A 21,100-nucleotide genomic window follows, 5' to 3' on the forward strand; every position below is an offset into this window, starting at 1 on the left:
GGCAATATTACCGCTGAGGGGGAACCGGAAATCCCTTCAGCGAAATGACGAAATTCTCACCATCTTTTTTAATTTTTGCCCCTGCATCACACCAGTCGGAGGCAATACGAAAGAACTCATCGCTGCCGACATTCCAGCTCAAACGAACATGTTTCACATAACCGGAGCGCAGCATTTCACAGGCTTCGCTGTAATTACAGGCGGTTGAGAGCGGTTGTTGTTTCATTTTTTCTTCTTCAGCAACTTTCGCAATGCTTTGATTTCTTTAGGAGTCAGAGCGTCAACTACGGATTCTTCCGTATGCTGGCTATCGATATCCTCAGCAGAGACTCCTGCCTCTTCAACGGCGGAAAATGCGATTAGCAGCAGTTTTTCCGTTGCGATACTTAAATTCTCGTTATGTACTTCAGCGTAATAGCGAAGCTTTTCTTTTAGCGCCTCATCAATTTTGACATTCAATACAGCGGTCGACATCGTAAAAAATCCTTGTGGTCAGCCAAAACACATCGGATGCAAGACCCATGGCATTACAACGCGATGGCAGCGGCAAAAGCATCAAATAACATCCCCGAAACACATTGACAGCATTTGATGACATTAAAATGACAATACGATGACAAAAAAAGTAGATAAGCAGAAGGAAAATTGCCGGACGGCAGAATTGGGTGGGGGCCCTGCCAGCTACATCCCGGCACACACGTCATCTGCCTTGGCTGCTTCCTTCCGGACCTGACCTGGTAAACAGAGTAGTGTTGCGGGAGAACCAACAGAGCCCCCATTGAGAGCGTTGTTAACCAACGCGCAGGCGCATTATCACTGCTGCACCCTGTAATTGCAACCCATCCAGCACCGGATGCTGTTTTCTTGCGCAATGCGGCTTCACTCCTTCACCATTCGGCATTATGCTGAAGGATTAGCGCAGGAATAAATGATGGATATACAAGACACTTTCCCCCAACGCGTCTGGCAAATTGTCGCGTCAATTCCCGAAGGTTTCGTCACCACTTATGGCGATGTGGCCAGGCTTGCGGGATCGCCTCGGGCTGCGCGTCAGGTAGGCGGCGTGCTTAAACGTCTTCCCGAAGGGAGTAGCCTGCCCTGGCATCGGGTGGTCAATCGCCATGGTATTATTTCGCTGACTGGGCCTGACCTGCAACGCCAACGTCAGGCGTTACTGGCAGAAGGGATCGTGGTTTCAGGAAGCGGACAGATCGATTTACAGCACTATCGCTGGGTGTACTAACCCTCCCCAGGCGGAGAGGGTTATGAAAACCTTAGTACTGCGTGGGAGCAGGAACCGCAGAAGACGGATTCATCTGGGTTGGTGACGTTGACGGCACCGTGGTTGCAGAGCCACCACTCGCCTGAACCGGTACTGCCGTTTGCTGCACAGGCACCAGCGTCAGGTCGGCTTTCTTACCACCCTGATTAATCACCGGCTGAACGGTATCGGTGATAAAGACCAGTTTGTCATTAACCGTAATGGCCGCACTCAGCAGGATACGCGCGTTAGGCTGAATATCTGCCGGGTTAAACGGTAATACGAAGCTGAACGGTGCTTGCTTACCTTCAGTACGAACCGCTTTTTGCGACAGCACTTTTGACGGCGCATCAGCCAGTGACGCATCCGACAGCGTCACGGTCAGCACCGCATCAGGTGGCAAGGCCACTTTCTGACGGATCCATACTGTACCGGAGACATTCGGCTGTTGAATTTTAGACTGTGTGTCAGCAATTGACGTATTAGGGCTTGGCGCAGGTGTCTGAATATCCGCGCTTTTATCAGCACAGGCCGCTAAAGCGACCGCAACCGCTAAACCACTTACCATGTGCACGAGTTTCATTAAATTCTCCTTATCATCTATGCACCAGCGAGAACTTTCCTCGCCAGAAGAGTGGTTAACAAAAACATAACGTGACTAAGTGTGGCACATGACAGCTGGTTTTGCCTGTAATCGGCCAGTAATTCAGACAATTGCACCCATCGGACCACTTTTAAAATTGCGTTATACTCTGCCTACCTCGCTGCGACATCGATATCACCTGGAGAGCACGTATGAGTCTGGCACTGAAAAATTTGCTGACATTGTTAAATCTGGAAAAAATTGAAGAAGGACTCTTTCGGGGCCAAAGTGAAGACTTAGGGTTACGTCAGGTTTTTGGGGGACAGGTTGTCGGTCAGGCGCTATATGCCGCAAAAGAAACCGTACCGGAAGAGCGCCTGGTGCACTCCTTTCACAGTTATTTTTTACGCCCCGGCGATAGCCAAAAGCCGATCATCTATGATGTGGAAGTCCTGCGTGATGGTAACAGCTTTAGCGCACGTCGCGTTGCCGCGATCCAGAATGGTAAACCCATTTTTTACATGACTGCTTCGTTTCAGGCACCGGAAGACGGATTTGAACATCAGAAAACCATGCCAAAGGCACCGGGTCCCGATGAGCTGAAATCAGAAACGGAAATTGCCCGCTCAGTGGCGCATTTGCTGCCGCCGTTGTTGAAAGAAAAATTTATTAACGATCGTCCGTTGGAAGTGCGACCAGTGGAGTTTCATAATCCCTTAAAAGGTCACGTCGCACCTCCGGCGCGTCAGGTGTGGATCCGAGCCAACGGAACACTACAAGACGATCTGCGCGTTCATCAGTATCTGCTGGGGTATGCCTCAGATCTGAACTTCCTGCCTGTTGCGCTGCAGCCCTACGGGATTGGCTTCCTGGAGAAAGGGATTCAGATCGCCACCATTGACCATTCCATGTGGTTCCACCGTCCGTTCAATATCAATGAGTGGCTGCTGTATAACGTCGAGAGTACTTCGGCCTCCGGTGCCCGGGGCTTTGTTCGCGGAGAGTTTTATACCCAGGACGGCGTGCTGGTCGCTTCTACCGTCCAGGAAGGGGTAATGCGTAATCGCAATTGATGCCTTATCCGGCCTACAGACTAAATCATCGTAGGCCGGATAAGCGTTTAGCACCATCCGGCAGTTTGAGATTCAGGCGTTATAAGCGTTCTCACCATGGCTGTTCACATCCAGACCTTCGCGCTCCTGCTCTTCCGGTACGCGCAGACCAACCGTCATGTCCGCCAGCTTATAACCAATGAAAGCCACCACACCGGACCAGACGATGGTGATCGCCACGCTTTCCAGTTGTATCAGCAGCTGATGCCCCATGGTCACACCCTCGGCAAAGCCCACGCCTCCCAGAGAACTTGCAGCGAAAACTCCGGTCATGATGCAGCCGACAATGCCGCACACACCGTGAACGCCAAACACGTCACACGGGTCATCCACGCGCAGAAAACGCTTCAGCATGGTTACGCCCCACAGACCTGCCAGCCCCGCAACGACACCAATAATCAGCGCACCGCCAACACCGATATAGCCACATGCAGGTGTTACGCCTACCAGACCGGCAATGGCGCCAGAACACGCGCCCAGCAGAGACGGTTTGCCACGCAGCGCCCATTCGCCGAAGATCCATCCGAGGATGGCGGCCGCGGTGGCAACCACGGTATTGACGAAGGCCAGTGCAGCGATTTCATTCGCCATACCCGCAGAACCAGCGTTAAAGCCAAACCAACCAATATAAAGGATAGCGGTACCGGTGAAGACCATCGGCAGATTGTGCGGTTTAAAGGCTTCTTTACCAAAACCGACGCGTTTGCCAATCAGATACGCCCCCACCAGGCCGGCAATCGCCGCGTTGATGTGCACCACCGTTCCACCTGCAAAATCCAAGGCGCCATGGGAAGCCAGCAAGCCGCCGCCCCAGACCATATGGGCAATGGGGATATAGGATAGCGTTAGCCACACCACCACAAAAATCAGCACCGCAGAGAAGCGAATACGTTCAGCTAGTGCCCCAACGATAAGTCCCACGGTGATGCAGGCGAACGAGCCCTGAAAAGCAACGTGAATGTACTGGTAGAAGCTCCCCGTGACCGCCGTCAGCGCGATGTTCTTCAGCAATACCCAGTTAAAGTTGCCGAAGAAATTATTCCCTTCACCAAAGGCCAGTGAGTAGCCATAAACCACCCATAAAATACAAACCAGAGCAAATGTCACTGTAACCTGGGTCAGCATCGACAACACGTTCTTACCGCGAATCAAACCGCCGTAGAACAGCGCAATGCCTGGGATAGTCATAAACAGCACCAGTGCGGTACAGATCATCATAAAAGCATTATCCGCTTTATCCGCAACAGCCGGTGCCGCCATCGACAGCCCCGGCAGCAGCGCCAGTGAAGCAATACCCGTTTTCATCGTCGCTATCTTCATTTTTTGGTTTCCTATCACTGTGTGCCAGAAATTACAGTGCGGCTTCGTCGGCTTCGCCGGTACGAATACGAATCACACGTTGCAGCTCGGCGACGAAGATTTTGCCGTCGCCAATTTTTCCGGTGTAGGCCGCCTTACTGATGACATCAATCACGCCATCCAGTTGGTCGTCGGCAATCGCCACATCAATCTTCACCTTTGGCAGAAAGTTGACGCTATATTCTGCCCCACGGTACAACTCAGCATGACCTTTCTGTCGGCCAAACCCCTTCACTTCGGTGACGGTTAGCCCCTGAATACCAATAGACGACAATGCTTCACGGACGTCTTCGAGTTTGAACGGTTTGATTACCACGGTAACCAGCTTCATAGATCCCCTCCAGTCAGAATTCAGTAGTGGCTGCAGATACACCTGTTGAATGTTGCAAGGGATGTGCCAGGAATGAAAAATGCGGAATAGTTCAGGCTTACAGGGTACTGTCGAGGGAGAAAAAGAAAAAACGCACTATGGCGGTGCATAGTGCGTTACATTTTTGCACCAGATTGTTGATTGTCGTATCAGAGCTACGCTATCAGGCGAGCACAGAATCCTCTTGCGTGCTGGCGGCTAACTCCTCACCCGCCAGCTGCAGCTGGTACATCTGCCAGTAACGGCCTTGTGCCGCGAGTAATTGCTGGTGCGTACCACGCTCAACCGCCTGCCCACGATGCAGCACCAGAATGGTATCCGCATCGACAATCGTCGATAACCTATGCGCAATCACCACCAGCGTGGTGTGTTCACGTATCGCCGCCAGCGCGTGCTGTATGGCCTGTTCAGTGCCGGAGTCAATACTGGCCGTGGCTTCGTCGAGGATCAGCACCTGCGGCGTTTCAACCAATACCCGTGCCAGCGCCAGCAGCTGTTTCTGCCCAACAGAGAGATTATTGCCCTGCTCGCCCAGCCGGGTATGAATCCCCTCACTTAGACCCCGCGCCAGTTCCGCTAGCTGTACGGTTTCCAGCGCCTGCCACACCCGTTCTTCTGAGATATCACGACCCAGCGTGACGTTTGCCAGGAAAGTATCTGCCATCACCACCGGATCCTGCTGCACCATCGCGATGCCCTGACGCAATGCACTGTGGCTCAGTGAAGACAACGGCCGTCCATCAAGACGGATTTCACCCTGCGTCAGAGGGTAGTACCCCATCAGCAGGCTGGCGAGCGTACTTTTGCCGCTGCCAGTGTGTCCGACCAAAGCCACAAAACTGCGCGATGGTACGGACAGGCTGATGTTTTGCAGCACCAGATTGTCGTCACGATAGGCAAATGAAACGTTATCCACCTCAATGTCCCCGCTCTTCAGCGGTCGCTCATCGTCACCATAGCGCTGACGTGGTCCGTCCATCAGCTCGAACACTCGCTCACCGGCGACAACCGCCTGTTGCAACATGGATTGCTGGGTAGTCAACTCAATCAGCGGTTCGTTCAAACGGCCAAGATAGCTGATAAACGCGTACAGCACGCCAACCTCGATGGCGCTGCCAGAGGTAAAGCTGAACAACATCAGCAAACCGCAGAGGATCAGCGCCGAGAAAAGGCTCAACAGCGGACGCAGCAAAAAGCCATCCAGGCGCAGAGTCTGCATACGCGCCATATAGTGCGAACGGCTGGCCTCGCCCATTCTCTCGCCAAATCGCGCCTGCTGACGGAACTGTTGGATAACGCTCATGCCGTTGATAACTTCGTTAAAGCCATCGTTAATATCCGCCAGATAAGCGCGAACCCGGCGCACAATCGGGGTACTGTAGCGTTGATAAATCACCATCACCACCAGCACAGCCGGGAAAATGGCCATCGCCACCAGCGCCATACGCCACTCGAGGCTAAACATCGCTACCAGCATGGCGCCGATTAAGGCCGCGCTGCGCAGCACCGTTGCAACCACCGTCACGTACAAATCGCGAATAACTTCGGTGTCATTGGTCACGCGGGAGATAAGCTGCCCGACAGGTTGCGTATCAAAGGCGCTCAGCGGCTGGCGTAACGCCGCGTCCATTACGTCGGTGCGTAACTGTTGTACTACGCCAACCGCCGCCTGGTTAAACAGCAATGACTGTGCGTAATGCAGGCCTGCCGCCAGCAGTTGCAGACCGATATACGCCGTAACCAGCCCGGCGACCATTGCCAGCGGCAGATTATTCTTCGCCACCATGTTATCGATAAAATAGCTAATCAGCAGCGGGCCGCTGACTTCCGCCGCCGCCGCCACCCACAGCATGACCACCGCAATTGCCAACTGTTTTCGCCACGGAGAGCCGTACGCCAGCAGTCTTTTCAGGGTCGGCCATAGCTGCCCAAAACTACGCATTAGCCGCCTCCTCGTTTATTTCTGGTGTATCAGACAGCGCCGCTTCCAGTTGCTGATAGCGGTACATATCGCGATACCAGCCAGGCTGCTGCACTAAGGCCTCATGTTCGCCGCGCTGGGCAACATGCCCATGTTGCATCACAATAATCTCGCTGGCCTCCGTCAGGGCGGATAAACGGTGGGCGCTGATAATCACGGTTCGGCCTTCGCCCCACTGGCGCAGGTTATGCAGGATCTGATGCTCGGTACGACCATCTACTGCCGACAGCGCATCATCCAGAATCAGGATTTCAGCGTTCAGCAGTAGCGCTCGGGCGATAGAAATACGCTGTTTTTGTCCACCCGACAGCATCACCCCGCGTTCGCCTACTTCGGTGTTATAGCCTTGTGGAAGCCGTAGAATATCCTCATGCACGCTGGCGAGGCGCGCCACATGTTCGATCTCTTCTTGCGTGGCCTGTGGGCGTCCCAACGCGATGTTGTTGCCGACGGTATCCGAAAACAGGAATGGCGTCTGGCTGACAACCGCCAGTCGGCTGCGCCAGCTATCCAACTGTAAGCGCGTCAGCGGGATATCATGAAAGCGCACATCGCCCTCGGTGATATCAAAATGACGCTGGATCAGCGACAACACCGTACTTTTTCCCGCGCCGGTCGGACCACAAATGCCCAGCATTTGCCCTGGATTGAGCTGGAAGTTCACATTTTCCAGGGCCGGGTGGGTGGTTTGCGGGTAGCAAAATTCGCGAATCGCCACCGCCAGTTCACCGCGTCCTTCCGGCACGGGTTCTGTGCCGTCATCCACCACCGGTGCCTCAGCCAGCATGGCGCGAATACGGCTGTACGCGGCGCTGCCACGCTCGACGATGTTAAACATCCATGCCAGCGCCAGCATCGGCCAAATCATCAGGCCGAGATACATCATAAAGCTGGTGAGCTGGCCGAGCGTCAGCGAACCGTGTACCACCATCCAGCTTCCTCCGGCAATCGCCAGTAGATTAGCCATCCCAATGGCGATATAAATTGTGGGATCAAAGCGAGCGTCAATGCGTGCCACGCGCAGGTTTTTCTTACCGGTATCTTCGGCATCTGCGGCAAATAATGCCGACTGCCGATCCTCGAGACCAAAGGCCTTGATCATGCGAATACTGGTCAGACTTTCCTGAGTACGATCGTTGAGACTGGAAAACGCCGCCTGAGCCAGCTTAAAGCGGTTGTGGAGTCGATCGCCGTAACGCTTGATCATTAAGGCCATCACCGGCATCGGCAGCAGCGCAATGAGCGTGAGCTGCCAGCTTATCTGCGTGGACATCACGATCAGCACCGCGCATCCCATGACCAGAGAATCTACGAGCGTCAGCACGCCTTCACCAGCGGCGAATACCACGCGATCGACATCGTTGGTGGCACGCGCCATCAGATCGCCCGTGCGGTGACGCAGATAAAACTCTGGATGCTGGCGACTCAACTGACGGTAATAATCTTCCCGCAGCTCAACCGCCAGTTGGTAGGATGCGCCAAACAATAGCACGCGCCAGATATAGCGCAGCAAATAAACCACCACGGCGATCAATGCAATGGTTCCCACCCACATCAGCAGCCGCTCGGTGGTGAAGCGTTGAGTGGTTACCCCATCGACAATGATCCCAACCACTTTCGGCGGAATAAGCTGAAGAATAGCGATGATGATAAGCAGGGCCACCGCCCCGAGGTAGCGACGCCACTCCCGGCGGAAGTACCAGCTTAATTGAGCAAATAATCGCACGCGTAATGTCCTGACAAAATTTTCGGCAATAAGCGCCGGGAGAATTATTCAATAGGGAGAGCTGTTGTGTATTTAATCTGTTCCATCGCAAAGCTGGAGGTGACGTCAGACAGGCCCGGTACGCTGTTCACCAGGCGTTTATAAAACTCATCGTAGCTTTTCATATCAGCAACCTGCACTCGCATCAGGTAGTCATACTCCCCTGCCATACGCCAGAACCCCAGTACTTCCGGCATACCGGTGACTTCGGTAACAAAGCGGCAATACCATTCGCTGCTGTGGTGCTGAGTTTTGATCAGCACAAACGCGGTTAAGCCCAGCCCCAGTTTTTCGGGGTCCAGCAAAGCGACTCTACCCAGCAGAACACCGTCATCCTCGAGCCGTTTGAGGCGTTTCCAGCAGGGGGTGGTAGTCAGATTAACGGCATCTGCTAACGCCTGCAAAGAAAGGGTGCAGTCCTGTTGCAGTAAGCCAAGCAGCTTACGGTCAATTTTGTCTAACATATCCACTCCACAGAGAAGAATTTTCTCCTTACATTCTATTTTAAAGGCTAAATGGCAACAATTTTTTCCGTGCTTTTCGCTATTCTGGGCACAAAATGACAAATGGATATCCATTAATTATGAATAGCTCCTGGGTTAAAAACGCCATCAATGAAATCAACGCGGATTATCAGCGTTCTGCGGATACGCATCTCATTCGTCTGTCGCTACCGGCGTTTCCGGGTATTCAGCTCTATTTGAAAGATGAGAGCACGCATCCTACCGGGAGCCTGAAGCATCGTCTGGCGCGTTCACTGTTTTTGTACGGACTGTGCAATGGCTGGATCAAAGAAGGCACCACCATTATTGAATCATCGTCCGGTTCAACGGCGGTCTCTGAGGCTTATTTCGCCCGACTGTTAGGACTGCCGTTTATTGCCGTCATGCCTTCCTGCACCGCGAAACGTAAAATTGAACAGATTGAATTTTACGGCGGTCGCTGTCATTTCGTGGAAAGCGCCTGCGAAATCTATGCAGCCTCTGAACAGCTGGCGCGTGAGCTGAACGGTCATTACATGGACCAGTTCACTTATGCTGAGCGCGCCACCGACTGGCGCGGCAATAACAATATTGCCGACAGCATTTTCCGTCAGATGCAGTGCGAGCCCAACTCCGTCCCCCGTCATATCGTAATGAGCGCCGGAACCGGCGGCACTTCAGCAACCATTGGCCGTTATATTCGCTGTCAGGGCTACGACACTCGTCTGATGGTAGTAGACCCGGAGAACTCGGTTTTTCTGCCCTTCTGGCAGGAGCGCGATGCGACATTGCGCAGCCCGGTCGGAAGCAAAATCGAAGGCATCGGTCGCCCGCGTGTCGAACCGTCCTTTATTCCTGACGTAGTTGATGAAATGCTGCGCGTACCGGATGCCGCAAGCGTGGCGACCGCGCACTGGCTGGAAACGCAGTTGGGTCGTAAAGTCGGCGCCTCAACCGGCACCAACATGTGGGGAACGCTGCAACTTGCCGCGCGCATGCGCAACGCCGGAGAAACGGGTTCACTGGTGACGCTGCTGTGTGACAGCGGCGAACGTTATCTGGAAACCTACTACAACCCGCAGTGGGTCGACGCGCACATTGGTGATTTAACGCCGTGGAAAGCAGAACTTGCCCAGTTGCTGAATACACACTGAGCAGACAAAAAAAAGCCAGACGCGAAGTCTGGCTTGCTGGAAGGGATCTCTCATTCGGGGGAATAAGGTAGATGCGGATTGTCCAGCCAATGCGTCAAAAAGTGTGACACCGCCTGATTACGGCAATGCCCAATCACCGATAAATGAGGCAGTTCAGCCATCAGTTGCGGCATTGCGTTACCCATAATAAGACCACGCCCAACGCTGCCTAACATTTCGCGATCGTTCATAGCATCGCCAAATGCCATACACTCGGCCATTGAATACCCTAAGTGGTCACTCAACACCGCCAGCGCGGATCCTTTGTTACAGCCCAGCGGCAGCACCTCGAGGCAATCAAACGCGGAGAAACAGAGATGCGCCTGTTCTCCCAGCGCTTCATTCAGTTGAATGCGCAATTGGATCAGAGACTCATGATCGCCACAGAAACAGACCTTCGTTACCTGATGAGCCGGAATACGTTTCACATCGACGATCTGGTAGCGAAATCCGCTATATACATGCGCCTGTAACAGCGAGGGGATCTCTTGTCCGGTGAACCAACCGTTGTCATTAAAGACATGCATGCTGGCGGTGGTATCCCATTTCTGATGTAACACGATATCCGCAACATTCGGATCCAGATCCTGTCGGTGCAACACATCGCCCTCCTGGGAGTGAATGCGCGTGCCGTTACCGGTGATCAAAAAGGCGTCCAGTGAGATCGAACCCAAAATATGGCGCATTTCCAGCACATGGCGGCCGGTGGCAAATGTCAGGGTGATATCGCGTTCACGCAGGCGCGCCAGCGTTGAAAGCGTTTCGTCACCTAAATGGTGATTCGGCATCAAAAGGGTGCCATCCATATCAAATGCAGCCAGACGAGCCATTTCTTTCTCCACACTGTGACGCGGTTAACTTGTGATTCAGTATCACCTGAGATATACGGAAGTAATAGTGAATAGATAAAATGAATTGTTCCGGGTTTATCTGCGCAAAAACCGTTAACGGGCCATCCTGAAGGATCAAGTATCAATGCGTCTGCTTAATCGCCTGAACCAGTACCAACGCCTGTGGCAACCGTCGCACGGCGAACCGCAGTCGGTGACCGTAGGGGAACTGGCCGAACGTTGTTTTTGCAGCGAGCGCCACGTACGCACCCTGCTAAAGCAAGCTCAGGATGCTGGCTGGCTGGAGTGGCACGCCCAGTCGGGACGCGGGAAACGCGGGCAGTTACGCTTTTTGGTGACGCCAGATTCCCTGCGCAACACCATGATGGAACAGGCGCTACAAAAGGGAGAACAGCTTAGCGTGCTGGAGCTGGCTCAACTGGCACCGGGAGAATTAAGAACGTTGCTACAGCCGTTTATGGGCGGTCAGTGGCAAAACGACACGCCAACCCTGCGTATTCCCTATTACCGCCAGCTTGACCCTTTGCACCCTGGATTTCTCCCCGGTCGCGCGGAGCAACACCTCGCCGGACAAATTTTCTCTGGCCTGACCCGGTTTGACAGTAATACGCAACACCCCTGCGGTGATTTGGCCCACCACTGGAATATCTCCGCCGACGGTCTGCGCTGGGATTTCTATATTCGTTCCACCTTGTACTGGCATAACGGCGATGCGGTCAGCAGCACGCAGCTACATCAACAATTGCTGAAGCTGTTAGCGCTACCGGCATTGAATAAGCTGTTTATCAGCGTAAAGCGTATTGAGGTGACGCATCCCCAGTGCCTGACCTTTATTTTGCATCGCCCCGATTACTGGCTGGCGCATCGTCTGGCAAGCTACAGCAGTCACCTGGCGCATCCTGCATACCCGGTTGTGGGTACTGGCCCGTTTAGGTTGACACTATTTACTCCTGAGCTGGTGCGTATCGAGAGTCACGATCACTACCATTTGAGACATCCGCTACTAAAAGCCATTGAATACTGGATAACCCCGCAGTTGTTCTCTCAGGATTTGGGCACCAGCTGTCGCCATCCTGTGCAAATTGCAATTGGTAAACCCGAAGAGCTGCCAATGCTAAGCCAGGTGAGCAGCGGGATCAGCCTCGGTTTTTGTTATCTCACGCTCAGAAAAAGCGCACGCCTGAATACGCAGCAGGCCCGTCGGCTGGTCAATATTATCCATCGTTCTTCCCTGCTACAAACGCTTGAGGTGGATGAAAATCTGATCACGCCAAGCAATGCGCTGTTGCCAGGATGGACTATCCCACAATGGGATGAGCTGGACGAGGTAGCGCTACCGGAAAAACTGACGCTGGCTTATCACCTGCCGGTAGAACTGCACGCCATGGCTGAACAGCTTCGACTGGCGCTGGCACAGCTCGGCTGTGAATTAACCCTTATTTTTCATAATGCTAAAAACTGGGATGGCGAGCATCCTTTAGCTCTGGCCGACCTGATGATGGGCGACAGATTAATTGGCGAAGCACCTGAATATACGCTCGAGCAGTGGCTGCGCTGCGATCAACTCTGGTCACACGTATTGAGCGCACCAGCATTTACTCATCTGCAAACTACCCTGGATGCCCTGCAAATCCAGGCCGATGAAGACGATCGTCATGCGGCCTTACAACAAGTTTTCGCCACGCTGATGCATGACGCAACCCTGACGCCGCTGTTCAATTATCACTATCGTATCAGCGCGCCGCCGGGCGTGAACGGCGTACGCCTGAATCCTCGCGGCTGGTTTGAGTTCACCGAAGCCTGGCTACCGCCCCCGTTGGCATGAAGAAGCTGGTCGGCGACACGCCCAGGCGCTACCATAAGGGTTTTGTTATTTGTCAGGAAAAGCCATGAAACGTGCCGTTGTTGTATTCAGTGGGGGCCAGGACTCCACGACCTGTCTGGCGCAAGCGCTACATCAATATGATGAAGTACATTGCGTAACCTTCGATTATGGTCAGCGCCATCGCGCTGAGATCGATGTCGCACGTGACCTGGCCTTAAAACTCGGCGCACGCGCGCACAAGGTACTTGATGTCACGCTGCTCAGCGAACTGGCCGTCAGCAGCCTGACCCGCGATAATATTCCGGTACCTGATTACGAACCGGATGCGAACGGCATTCCCAACACCTTTGTGCCAGGACGCAATATTCTGTTTTTAACGCTGGCAGCAATTTACGCATATCAGGTACAGGCAGAGGCGGTCATTACCGGCGTGTGTGAAACGGATTTCTCTGGATACCCGGACTGTCGCGATGAGTTCGTCAAAGCGCTGAACCATGCCGTGAGCCTGGGGATGGCGAAAAATATCCGCTTTGAAACCCCGCTGATGTGGATCGATAAAGCCGAAACCTGGGCGCTGGCTGACTACTGGGGTAAGCTGGATCTGGTACGTGAAGAAACGCTGACCTGCTATAACGGCATCAAAGGTGACGGTTGCGGACACTGTGCGGCGTGTAATCTGCGCGCCAACGGCCTGAACCATTATCTTGCAGATAAACCGGCGGTGATGGCGGCAATGAAGCAGAAAACCGGGTTAAAGTAATGTGTTGAGTGATGCCGGATAGCCTTTGCTTATCCGGCCTGCAGACACTTGCAGCCACTACTGCACCATCTGCTCCAGCTTTTCGCGTAACTCCCCTTCCAGCGGCAGCGCTTTTTGCGTTTTCAAATCAATACAGACGAAGGTTATCAATGCGTCTGCCACCACCTGCCCTTCCGGCTCCAGGGTAATTGTCTGGTTTAACACCCCGCTTTTGCCATTTAATTGCTGAACCTGGCTGGTAATGGTCAGCAGGTCGCTGAGTACCGCTGGACGGCGGTAGTTAATATTTATATTCACGACCACAAAAGCGATATTGTGCGCAGTCATCCATTGAAAGCTGTCGCTGTTTTCCAGACCATCCCAGCGGGCTTCTTCCAAAAACTCGAGATAGCGGGCGTTGTTGACGTGCTGATAGACATCAAGATGAAAACCACGGACTTTGATTTGTGTTTGCATAGCGCAGAAACCTTAGGTTGTTTTTATAAGAACATACTTTAGGGTAGAGAGGTCATAACTGGTATGACCTCTCTAGTCTGGCAAATTTTCAGCGCTGTGCAAGTTATTAAAGTGTTAAAACTGCCAGGTTACGCTCCACCAGCGAACTGCCCATACCCGGTACCTGCTTTAAGTCCTCCACCGTTTTAAACGGCCCGTACTCCTCACGATAGCTCACAATCGCCTGTGCTTTCTTCAGGCCGACACCGTTCATGACTCGCGCTAAATCCTCCGCGGAAGCGCTGTTGATGCTTACCCTGGTGCCTTCATCGTCGCTTGCCTTAGTCGGCAGTGTGGCTTTGCTTTGTGCCGCCCCTGAGGTCTCCGCTTTAGTTTGTACCGCCTGACTTTTGGCGACAGGCTCTGCAGCCAGTGCGCTTTGAGCCATGCCAGCACAGGTCAATGAAAGGGTGATAAGCAGAGCTTTGATTCCATGTTTCATACTGTTTTCTCCTTGTTTGTTAACAGTGGAATCACGATAGCGAGGTGCAGTACGGCAGACAAATAGCAAATATCAGAATTGGAAAAGGCCGCGAAAGCGGCCTTTGGGGGATACAACTTTTTGCAATTTTTTGCGAGCAGCCTCGGTTATTGCTGCTGATCCAGCGCATCACCGATTTTAATTTTTGCCGCTTTGCGCAGGTTGCTCATTAGCGCTTCGAAGACAATCTGCGCGTTGTTCTGGGTAATCCCCTGTACCATCGCTTTCTTCTGCGCTTCAGGCATAGAACCGGCTTTCACCTCGTCCAGCGCCAGCAGAACAACGTTGCCCTGCATGTCGTTTGCCACGCCGTAGCTCGGTTTATCCTTCGTCGGCAGAGGCAGACTAAACGCAGCCTGGCTCAGCGGATCCTGACCAGTACGGCTCAGGGTTTTCGCTTCACCAAAGCTCAGACCCGCCGCTTTCATGGCTTCATCGCCTTTACCGGCCTTCAGATCCACCAGCAGTTTATCAGCATCCAGCTTCGCCTGTTGCACTGCTTTATTGTGCTTAACAAGCGCAGTTACCTGCTCTTTCACTTCCGCCAGCGGCTTAACGGCTTCGGCTTTGTGCTCTGCAATACGCAGGACAAATGCGCGATCGCCATCCACGGTGATGATGTCAGAGTTGCTGCCAGGCGTTCCGTTCTCGCCAACCAGACCGCCATTGAAAATGATGTCTGAAACAGGTTTGAAATTCAGCTCTTCCGGCAGGCTGTCACGGCTAAACCAGCCCGTTTCAACCGCTTTCATACCTGCTGCCTGCTCTGCACCCGCCAGAGATTCGTTATCGTTGCTGGCCGCATCGCTGACTTTCTGTTGCAGCGCATAGTATGCATCCAGCGCTTTTTCCTGCTTCACTTTCGCCGCAATGTCGTCACGGGCTTCGCTCAGCGGTTTAACCTTCGCAGGCTGTACGTCATCAAGACGCGCAACGAGGAAACCAACGGAAGACTTAATCACGCCAGACAGCTGACCTTTTTCTTTCAGACCGGCATTCTTCAGCTCGTCCGGGGTGGTGGAATCTTCCAGCCATCCCATGTCCCCGCCTTTGCGCGCAGAGATGATGTCAGCAGATTTTTCTTTTGCCAGCGCAGCGAAATCACCACCTTTGTTCAGCGCGTCCAGTACTGCTTTGGCTTCATCTTCCGTTTTGGTCTGAATGATGCTGTAGCGGTTACGCTGCGGCTGCGTGAACTGGTCCTGATGCTGGTCATAGTAAGACTGAATATCAGCATCGCTGGCCGTCTCCTGCATTGCTGCAGCATCCAGCTTGATGTAGCTCACACGGAACTGTTCCGGCGTCATAAAGTTGTTTTTATTCTGCTCGTAGTAGCTGGAAATTTCCTGCTCAGTAACAGACTGCTTCGCGGCCAGAGCGTTAACGTCAATTGTCGCCTCGCGCACGATACGCTGCTGTGCAACCAGCGCTGCCAGCTCATCCGTTTCACCTTTGAGCATAAAGTCCGTACCGGCAACGCCGTTAATCAGCTGCTGGGTAGTAAGCTGATTACGTAATGCCTGTGCGTACTGATCCGCGGTCATGCCCATCTGATTAACAATCGCGTTGTAGCGGTTGTTATCAAATTTGCCATCGACCTGAAAAGCAGGCGTGGCAAAAATAGCCTGCTTAATCTGATCGTCGCTGATATTGAGCTTAAGCTCGCGGGAATACTGATCCAGCAGCGCTTCGTCAACAAGACGATTCAGCACCTGCTGACGCAGCGTTTTCATGTAGCCTTCGTTCGCGGCCAGCTCGGAGTATTGATCGCCCAGCTGTTGCTGCATGCGGTTACGTTCACTGTTGAACGCATTCTCGAACTGCCCGCGGCTGATCTCCTGGCCATTCACTTTGGCGGCGAAGTTATTGCCCCCGCCAATCAGGTAACCACTCACGCCGGTCAAAATGAACGACACGATAATGATACCGAAAATAATCTTGAGCACGAGACTGTTAGCAGCCGTGCGTAAGCTGTCCATCATGGTGTAACCACACTCCGCTGTAGATGACTATACGCGTTATCTCTCAAGCCGCCTGCGCGTTGACACAACAACGGCGGCAAGGATTTTGAGTATATATGCTTCACGCAGCATAGCGTTTCCTGAACGCTGCGCACAAAGGCCTATTGTGACAAGAAACAGGGGTAATTGTCAGCCCACAACACGTAGAAAGTACCGGAATTACAAATAAAAAAGGCACATCAGTCGATGCGCCCTTGTACTTCGTCACATCCCCAAAGGGGAAATCACTTAGTTTACCGCGTCTTTCAGTGCTTTACCTGCACGGAAGCCCGGTACTTTAGCCGCGGCAATGGTGATCTCTTTACCTGTTTGCGGGTTGCGACCAGTACGGGCAGCACGCTCTTTAACGGCAAAAGTACCAAAACCTACCAGCGCTACGTCATCACCTTCTTTCAGAGATTCGGTAACAGAAGCAATAATTGCATCTAACGCACGTCCAGCCGCAGCTTTAGAGATATCAGCCCCTGCAGCAATTTTGTCGATCAGTTGAGATTTATTCACTCTTCTCTTCCTCTTTATAATTTATATCGCACATGAATCCTTCAAAGTGCGAACGCGCAGCAGTTATATCAGGCCTGCCATGCCCTTACAACACCCGTTAATGATGGCAAGCCCAATCCGTCATCTAAATTAGCTATACAAAAAAAGGCTGGCAAGTCCGAAATGGCCTGCCAGCCCAGTTTTTATTAGTGCTCTTTGCGCGAGGTCACTATTTTGCGGTCACAACCTGCATTCCGGAGGGTTCATTTTGCAACGCGAGAGTCAGTACTTCCTCAATGCGTTTCACCGGATGGATGTCCAGATCGGCAATCACGTTGTCCGGAATCTCTTCCAGGTCACGTTTGTTTTCGTCTGGAATTAAGACCGTTTTAATACCACCACGGTGTGCCGCCAGCAGTTTTTCTTTCAAACCACCGATCGGCAGAACCTGGCCACGCAGGGTGATCTCGCCGGTCATCGCCACGTCGGCGCGGACCGGGTTACCGGTCAGGCAAGAAACCAACGCGGTACACATGGCGATACCCGCACTTGGACCATCTTTCGGCGTCGCCCCTTCTGGAACGTGAACGTGGATGTCGCGTTTTTCGTAAAAATCCGGATTAATACCCAGTTTTTCCGCACGCGCACGCACCACAGTCAGCGCAGCCTGAATGGATTCCTGCATGACTTCACCCAGCGAACCGGTGTAGGTCAGCTTACCTTTACCCGGTACGCAGGCGGTTTCGATGGTCAGCAGATCGCCGCCCACTTCCGTCCACGCCAGACCGGTCACCTGGCCCACGCGGTTTTCGTTGTCCGCACGGCCATAGTCAAAGCGCTGTACGCCCAGATAGTCGTGCAGGTTGTCGCCGTTGATCTCAATATGTTTCAGTGACTTATCAAGCAGCAGCTGTTTCACCGCTTTGCGGCACAGTTTGGAGATTTCGCGCTCCAGACTACGCACGCCCGCTTCACGGGTGTAGTAACGAATAATGCCTACAATGGCGCTATCGTCGACCGTCAGTTCACCTTTTTTCAGCGCGTTACGCTCAATCTGTTTCGGCAACAGGTGACGTTTAGCAATGTTCAGCTTCTCGTCTTCGGTATATCCAGACAGACGGATCACTTCCATACGATCCAGCAACGGGGCCGGAATATTCATGGAGTTAGAGGTCGCAACAAACATCACGTCGCTGAGATCGTAGTCCACTTCCAGATAGTGATCGCTGAACGCCACGTTCTGCTCTGGATCCAGCACCTCAAGCAGTGCGGAAGCCGGATCGCCACGCATGTCAGAAGACATTTTGTCGATCTCATCAAGCAGGAACAGCGGGTTTTTCACGCCTACTTTGGCCATTTTCTGGATCAGTTTACCCGGCATTGAACCGATGTAGGTACGACGGTGACCGCGGATTTCAGCCTCGTCACGCACGCCGCCCAGGGCCATACGGATGTATTTACGCCCAGTAGCTTTAGCAATGGACTGTCCCAGAGAGGTTTTACCCACCCCCGGCGGTCCTACCAGACACAGAATTGGGCCTTTGATTTTGTTTACACGGCTTTGTACCGCGAGATACTCAAGGATACGGTCTTTGACGCGTTCCAGACCGTAATGGTCGGTATCGAGGATTTCCTGCGCCTGACGCAGGTCTTTTTTGACCTTACTACGCGCATTCCACGGCACCTGTACCATCCAGTCGATGTAACCACGCACCACGGTCGCTTCCGCCGACATCGGAGACATCATTTTCAGCTTCTGCAGTTCTGCTTCCGCTTTCTCTTTTGCCTCTTTCGGCATTTTCGCCGCGTCGATCTTACGCTTCAGCGCTTCGTTTTCGTCCGGCGCGTCGTCCATCTCGCCGAGCTCTTTCTGAATCGCTTTCATTTGCTCATTCAGATAGTACTCACGCTGGGATTTTTCCATCTGCTTTTTCACGCGGTTGCGAATGCGCTTCTCAACTTGCAGCAGATCGATTTCAGACTCCATCATCGCCATCAGATATTCCAGACGTTCGTTAACGTCGGACATCTCCAGCACGGACTGTTTGTCAGCCAACTTCAGCGGCATGTGCGCTGCGATGGTGTCCGCCAGACGCGCAGGATCGTCAATGCTGTTCAGCGACGTCAGCACTTCTGGTGGGATTTTCTTGTTCAGCTTGATATAGCCTTCGAACTGGCTGATAGCAGTACGTACCAGCACTTCCTGTTCGCGCTCATCAATAGCAGGCGAGTCAAGGTACTCCGCTTTCGCAGAGAAGTGCTCGCCATTGTCAGACAGCGCTGAAATACGCGCGCGCTGTAACCCCTCGACCAGCACTTTTACGGTGCCATCAGGCAGTTTCAGCATCTGCAAAATAGAGGCCACGGTCCCGACGGTGAAAAGATCGTTTACACCCGGCTCATCTGTTGACGCTTCTTTCTGCGCGACCAGCATGATTTTTTTATCATGGTCCATAGCCGCTTCCAGACAACGGATAGATTTTTCCCGCCCTACAAATAAGGGTATGACCATGTGCGGATAAACCACCACATCGCGCAACGGCAATACGGGGATTTCAATGCGTTCAGAACGCTCAGGATTCATAGAGCTCTCTCTTAGTTTAGTTTCCGCCAGGTAATCAGGTGGTACGACTGTGCTCCACACCACCTTTAACATGTATGTCAGTATATGGGGATGTTTCCCACACATTCAACGCCATGTTTACGGAAAAATAAAAGGGGAGATAAAATCCCCCCTTTTAAATTAAATGTCTGTATGAATTGATGAATTATTCGCCAGATGCCTGCTGTGCTTCCGGCTTACCGTAAATCAGCAATGGCTTGCTCTGGCCGCCAATCACCGACTCATCGATCACCACTTTTTCGACGTCTTCCATAGAAGGCAGATCGTACATGGTGTCGAGCAACGCAGCTTCGACGATAGAACGCAAACCACGCGCACCGGTTTTACGCGCCATCGCTTTCTTGGCGATCGCATCCAGCGCTTCCTCACGGAATTCCAGATCAACACCTTCAAGATTGAACAGCGCCTGATACTGCTTGGTCAGGGCATTTTTCGGCTCTTTGAGGATCTGGATCAGCGCTTCTTCGCTCAGTTCGCTCAGCGTTGCCACAACCGGCAGACGACCGATGAACTCAGGGATCAGACCAAATTTGATCAGATCTTCCGGTTCCACCTGCGACAGCAGTTCACCTTCGCTGGCTTTGTCAGACTGCGCTTTTACCGTTGCGCCAAAACCAATGCCGGAGCCGGTTTCAACACGATTAGCAATGACTTTATCCAGACCGGCAAATGCCCCACCGCAAATAAACAGGATCTTGGAGGTATCAACCTGCAGGAATTCCTGCTGAGGATGTTTACGCCCCCCCTGCGGCGGAACGGCGGCAACCGTACCTTCAATCAGTTTCAACAGCGCCTGCTGAACGCCTTCGCCAGAAACGTCACGGGTAATAGATGGGTTGTCAGACTTACGAGAGATCTTGTCGATTTCATCGATATAGACAATCCCGCGCTGTGCTTTCTGCACGTCGTAATCGCACTTCTGCAGCAGCTTCTGAATAATGTTTTCAACATCTTCACCCACATAACCGGCTTCGGTCAGCGTGGTGGCATCAGCCATGGTGAACGGAACGTCCAGCAGGCGCGCCAGCGTTTCAGCCAGTAGCGTTTTACCGGAACCCGTTGGGCCAATCAGCAGGATGTTACTTTTGCCCAACTCGACGCCATTGCTGGTGTCGCCGTTGCGCAGACGTTTGTAATGGTTGTATACCGCGACCGCCAGCACTTTCTTCGCCTGCTCCTGGCCGATAACATAATCGTCCAGATGGTTGCGAATTTCATGTGGCGTCGGCAGCGCACTGCGTTCACGGTGCGGTGCTACTTCCTTAATCTCTTCGCGAATGATGTCGTTACATAAATCAACACATTCGTCGCAGATATACACGGATGGTCCGGCAATCAGCTTACGCACTTCATGCTGGCTTTTGCCGCAAAAAGAGCAGTACAACAATTTGCCCGAGCCATCTTTGCGTTTATCTGTCATGGGTCAAAACCTCTTCTTTGTTCTTTGTGCCGCACACG

At 52.9% G+C, this 21,100-nt stretch carries 19 protein-coding genes, 1 other RNA gene and 1 pseudogene; 5 read left to right on the forward strand and 16 right to left on the reverse strand.

What is annotated here, in order from left to right; translation table 11 throughout:
* Window positions 1–7: 7 nt before the first annotated feature.
* The 3 genes from OGX99_RS07775 to ffs all read right to left on the reverse strand — a co-directional run bounded on the left by OGX99_RS07775 (window position 8) and on the right by ffs (window position 769).
* The gene (locus OGX99_RS07775) at window positions 8–226 is read right to left on the reverse strand and encodes a hypothetical protein (protein WP_151218641.1); all 219 of its coding nucleotides are present in this window, start codon (window positions 224–226) and stop codon (window positions 8–10) included.
* Window positions 223–474, reverse strand: a complete 252-nt coding sequence (locus tag OGX99_RS07780; protein ID WP_286543125.1) for a hypothetical protein — start codon at window positions 472–474, stop codon at window positions 223–225. The genes OGX99_RS07775 and OGX99_RS07780 overlap by 4 nt, the downstream gene beginning before the upstream one ends.
* A 198-nt stretch (window positions 475–672) precedes the next feature.
* An RNA gene (gene ffs, locus OGX99_RS07785) (signal recognition particle sRNA small type) lies at window positions 673–769 on the reverse strand.
* A gap of 84 nt (window positions 770–853) precedes the next feature.
* Here ffs and OGX99_RS07790 point away from each other — a divergent pair.
* A pseudogene (locus OGX99_RS07790) lies at window positions 854–1,243 on the forward strand (MGMT family protein).
* Window positions 1,244–1,274: 31 nt separating this feature from the next.
* On the opposite strand, the gene OGX99_RS07795 reads toward OGX99_RS07790, so the two are convergent.
* Window positions 1,275–1,844: a YbaY family lipoprotein gene (locus tag OGX99_RS07795; RefSeq protein ID WP_151218639.1), complete on the reverse strand. Its 570-nt coding sequence runs from the start codon at window positions 1,842–1,844 to the stop codon at window positions 1,275–1,277.
* Window positions 1,845–2,056: 212 nt separating this feature from the next.
* Here OGX99_RS07795 and tesB point away from each other — a divergent pair, with 212 nt between their 5' ends.
* Entirely contained in the window at window positions 2,057–2,917 is an 861-nt protein-coding gene (gene tesB / locus OGX99_RS07800; protein ID WP_151218638.1) for an acyl-CoA thioesterase II, read from the forward strand.
* Between the two features lie 72 nt (window positions 2,918–2,989).
* Here the strand turns inward: tesB and amtB are convergent, their stop codons facing one another.
* The 5 genes from amtB to OGX99_RS07825 form a co-directional block, all read right to left on the reverse strand.
* Window positions 2,990–4,276 carry an ammonium transporter AmtB gene (gene amtB / locus OGX99_RS07805; protein ID WP_151218637.1) on the reverse strand — a complete coding sequence of 429 codons (1,287 nt, stop codon included), beginning with the start codon at window positions 4,274–4,276 and terminating at the stop codon, window positions 2,990–2,992.
* A 31-nt stretch (window positions 4,277–4,307) separates the two neighbouring features.
* Complete coding sequence (gene glnK, locus OGX99_RS07810; RefSeq protein ID WP_003021657.1) at window positions 4,308–4,646, reverse strand: P-II family nitrogen regulator; 339 nt, start codon at window positions 4,644–4,646, stop codon at window positions 4,308–4,310.
* 202 nt (window positions 4,647–4,848) lie between these two features.
* Window positions 4,849–6,627, reverse strand: a complete 1,779-nt coding sequence (locus OGX99_RS07815; protein WP_187252910.1) for a SmdB family multidrug efflux ABC transporter permease/ATP-binding protein — start codon at window positions 6,625–6,627, stop codon at window positions 4,849–4,851.
* Window positions 6,620–8,392 carry a SmdA family multidrug ABC transporter permease/ATP-binding protein gene (locus OGX99_RS07820; protein WP_252837946.1) on the reverse strand — a complete coding sequence of 591 codons (1,773 nt, stop codon included), beginning with the start codon at window positions 8,390–8,392 and terminating at the stop codon, window positions 6,620–6,622. Before OGX99_RS07820 ends, OGX99_RS07815 begins: the two co-directional genes overlap by 8 nt.
* 44 nt (window positions 8,393–8,436) lie before the next feature.
* Window positions 8,437–8,895, reverse strand: coding sequence for an Lrp/AsnC family transcriptional regulator (locus OGX99_RS07825; RefSeq protein ID WP_003021649.1), 459 nt, complete (start codon window positions 8,893–8,895; stop codon window positions 8,437–8,439).
* A gap of 116 nt (window positions 8,896–9,011) precedes the next feature.
* Between OGX99_RS07825 and OGX99_RS07830 the strand changes: the two genes are divergently transcribed.
* Window positions 9,012–10,067: a PLP-dependent cysteine synthase family protein gene (locus OGX99_RS07830; protein WP_252838137.1), complete on the forward strand. Its 1,056-nt coding sequence runs from the start codon at window positions 9,012–9,014 to the stop codon at window positions 10,065–10,067.
* Window positions 10,068–10,117: 50 nt separating this feature from the next.
* On the opposite strand, the gene cof is transcribed toward OGX99_RS07830, so the two are convergent.
* Entirely contained in the window at window positions 10,118–10,936 is an 819-nt protein-coding gene (gene cof / locus OGX99_RS07835; RefSeq protein WP_187252912.1) for an HMP-PP phosphatase, read from the reverse strand.
* A 145-nt stretch (window positions 10,937–11,081) separates the two neighbouring features.
* Between cof and OGX99_RS07840 the strand changes: the two genes are divergently transcribed.
* Both OGX99_RS07840 and queC read left to right on the forward strand, forming a co-directional pair.
* The gene (locus OGX99_RS07840; RefSeq protein ID WP_252837945.1) at window positions 11,082–12,782 is read left to right on the forward strand and encodes an SgrR family transcriptional regulator; all 1,701 of its coding nucleotides are present in this window, start codon (window positions 11,082–11,084) and stop codon (window positions 12,780–12,782) included.
* Window positions 12,783–12,846: 64 nt separating this feature from the next.
* On the forward strand, window positions 12,847–13,542 hold the full coding sequence (gene queC / locus OGX99_RS07845; protein WP_151224863.1) for a 7-cyano-7-deazaguanine synthase QueC: 696 nt from the start codon (window positions 12,847–12,849) through the stop codon (window positions 13,540–13,542).
* A 57-nt stretch (window positions 13,543–13,599) separates the two neighbouring features.
* On the opposite strand, the gene fadM is transcribed toward queC, so the two are convergent.
* From fadM to clpX, 6 genes are all read right to left on the reverse strand, one after another.
* On the reverse strand, window positions 13,600–13,998 hold the full coding sequence (gene fadM, locus OGX99_RS07850; protein ID WP_003021636.1) for a long-chain acyl-CoA thioesterase FadM: 399 nt from the start codon (window positions 13,996–13,998) through the stop codon (window positions 13,600–13,602).
* Window positions 13,999–14,104: 106 nt separating this feature from the next.
* Window positions 14,105–14,479 carry a helix-hairpin-helix domain-containing protein gene (locus OGX99_RS07855; RefSeq protein WP_151218629.1) on the reverse strand — a complete coding sequence of 125 codons (375 nt, stop codon included), beginning with the start codon at window positions 14,477–14,479 and terminating at the stop codon, window positions 14,105–14,107.
* A 146-nt stretch (window positions 14,480–14,625) separates the two neighbouring features.
* Window positions 14,626–16,500, reverse strand: coding sequence for a peptidylprolyl isomerase (gene ppiD, locus OGX99_RS07860; protein ID WP_210904723.1), 1,875 nt, complete (start codon window positions 16,498–16,500; stop codon window positions 14,626–14,628).
* Window positions 16,501–16,767: 267 nt separating this feature from the next.
* Complete coding sequence (hupB, locus tag OGX99_RS07865; RefSeq protein WP_219352570.1) at window positions 16,768–17,058, reverse strand: nucleoid-associated protein HU-beta; 291 nt, start codon at window positions 17,056–17,058, stop codon at window positions 16,768–16,770.
* Between the two features lie 190 nt (window positions 17,059–17,248).
* Entirely contained in the window at window positions 17,249–19,603 is a 2,355-nt protein-coding gene (lon, locus tag OGX99_RS07870; RefSeq protein ID WP_016152052.1) for an endopeptidase La, read from the reverse strand.
* Window positions 19,604–19,787: 184 nt separating this feature from the next.
* Entirely contained in the window at window positions 19,788–21,062 is a 1,275-nt protein-coding gene (clpX, locus tag OGX99_RS07875) for an ATP-dependent protease ATP-binding subunit ClpX (RefSeq protein ID WP_003831013.1), read from the reverse strand.
* Window positions 21,063–21,100 lie beyond the last annotated feature (38 nt).

Source organism: Citrobacter sp. Cu096, assembly GCF_030332285.1.
In the GTDB taxonomy this organism is placed as follows: Bacteria; Pseudomonadota; Gammaproteobacteria; order Enterobacterales; family Enterobacteriaceae; genus Citrobacter; species Citrobacter meridianamericanus.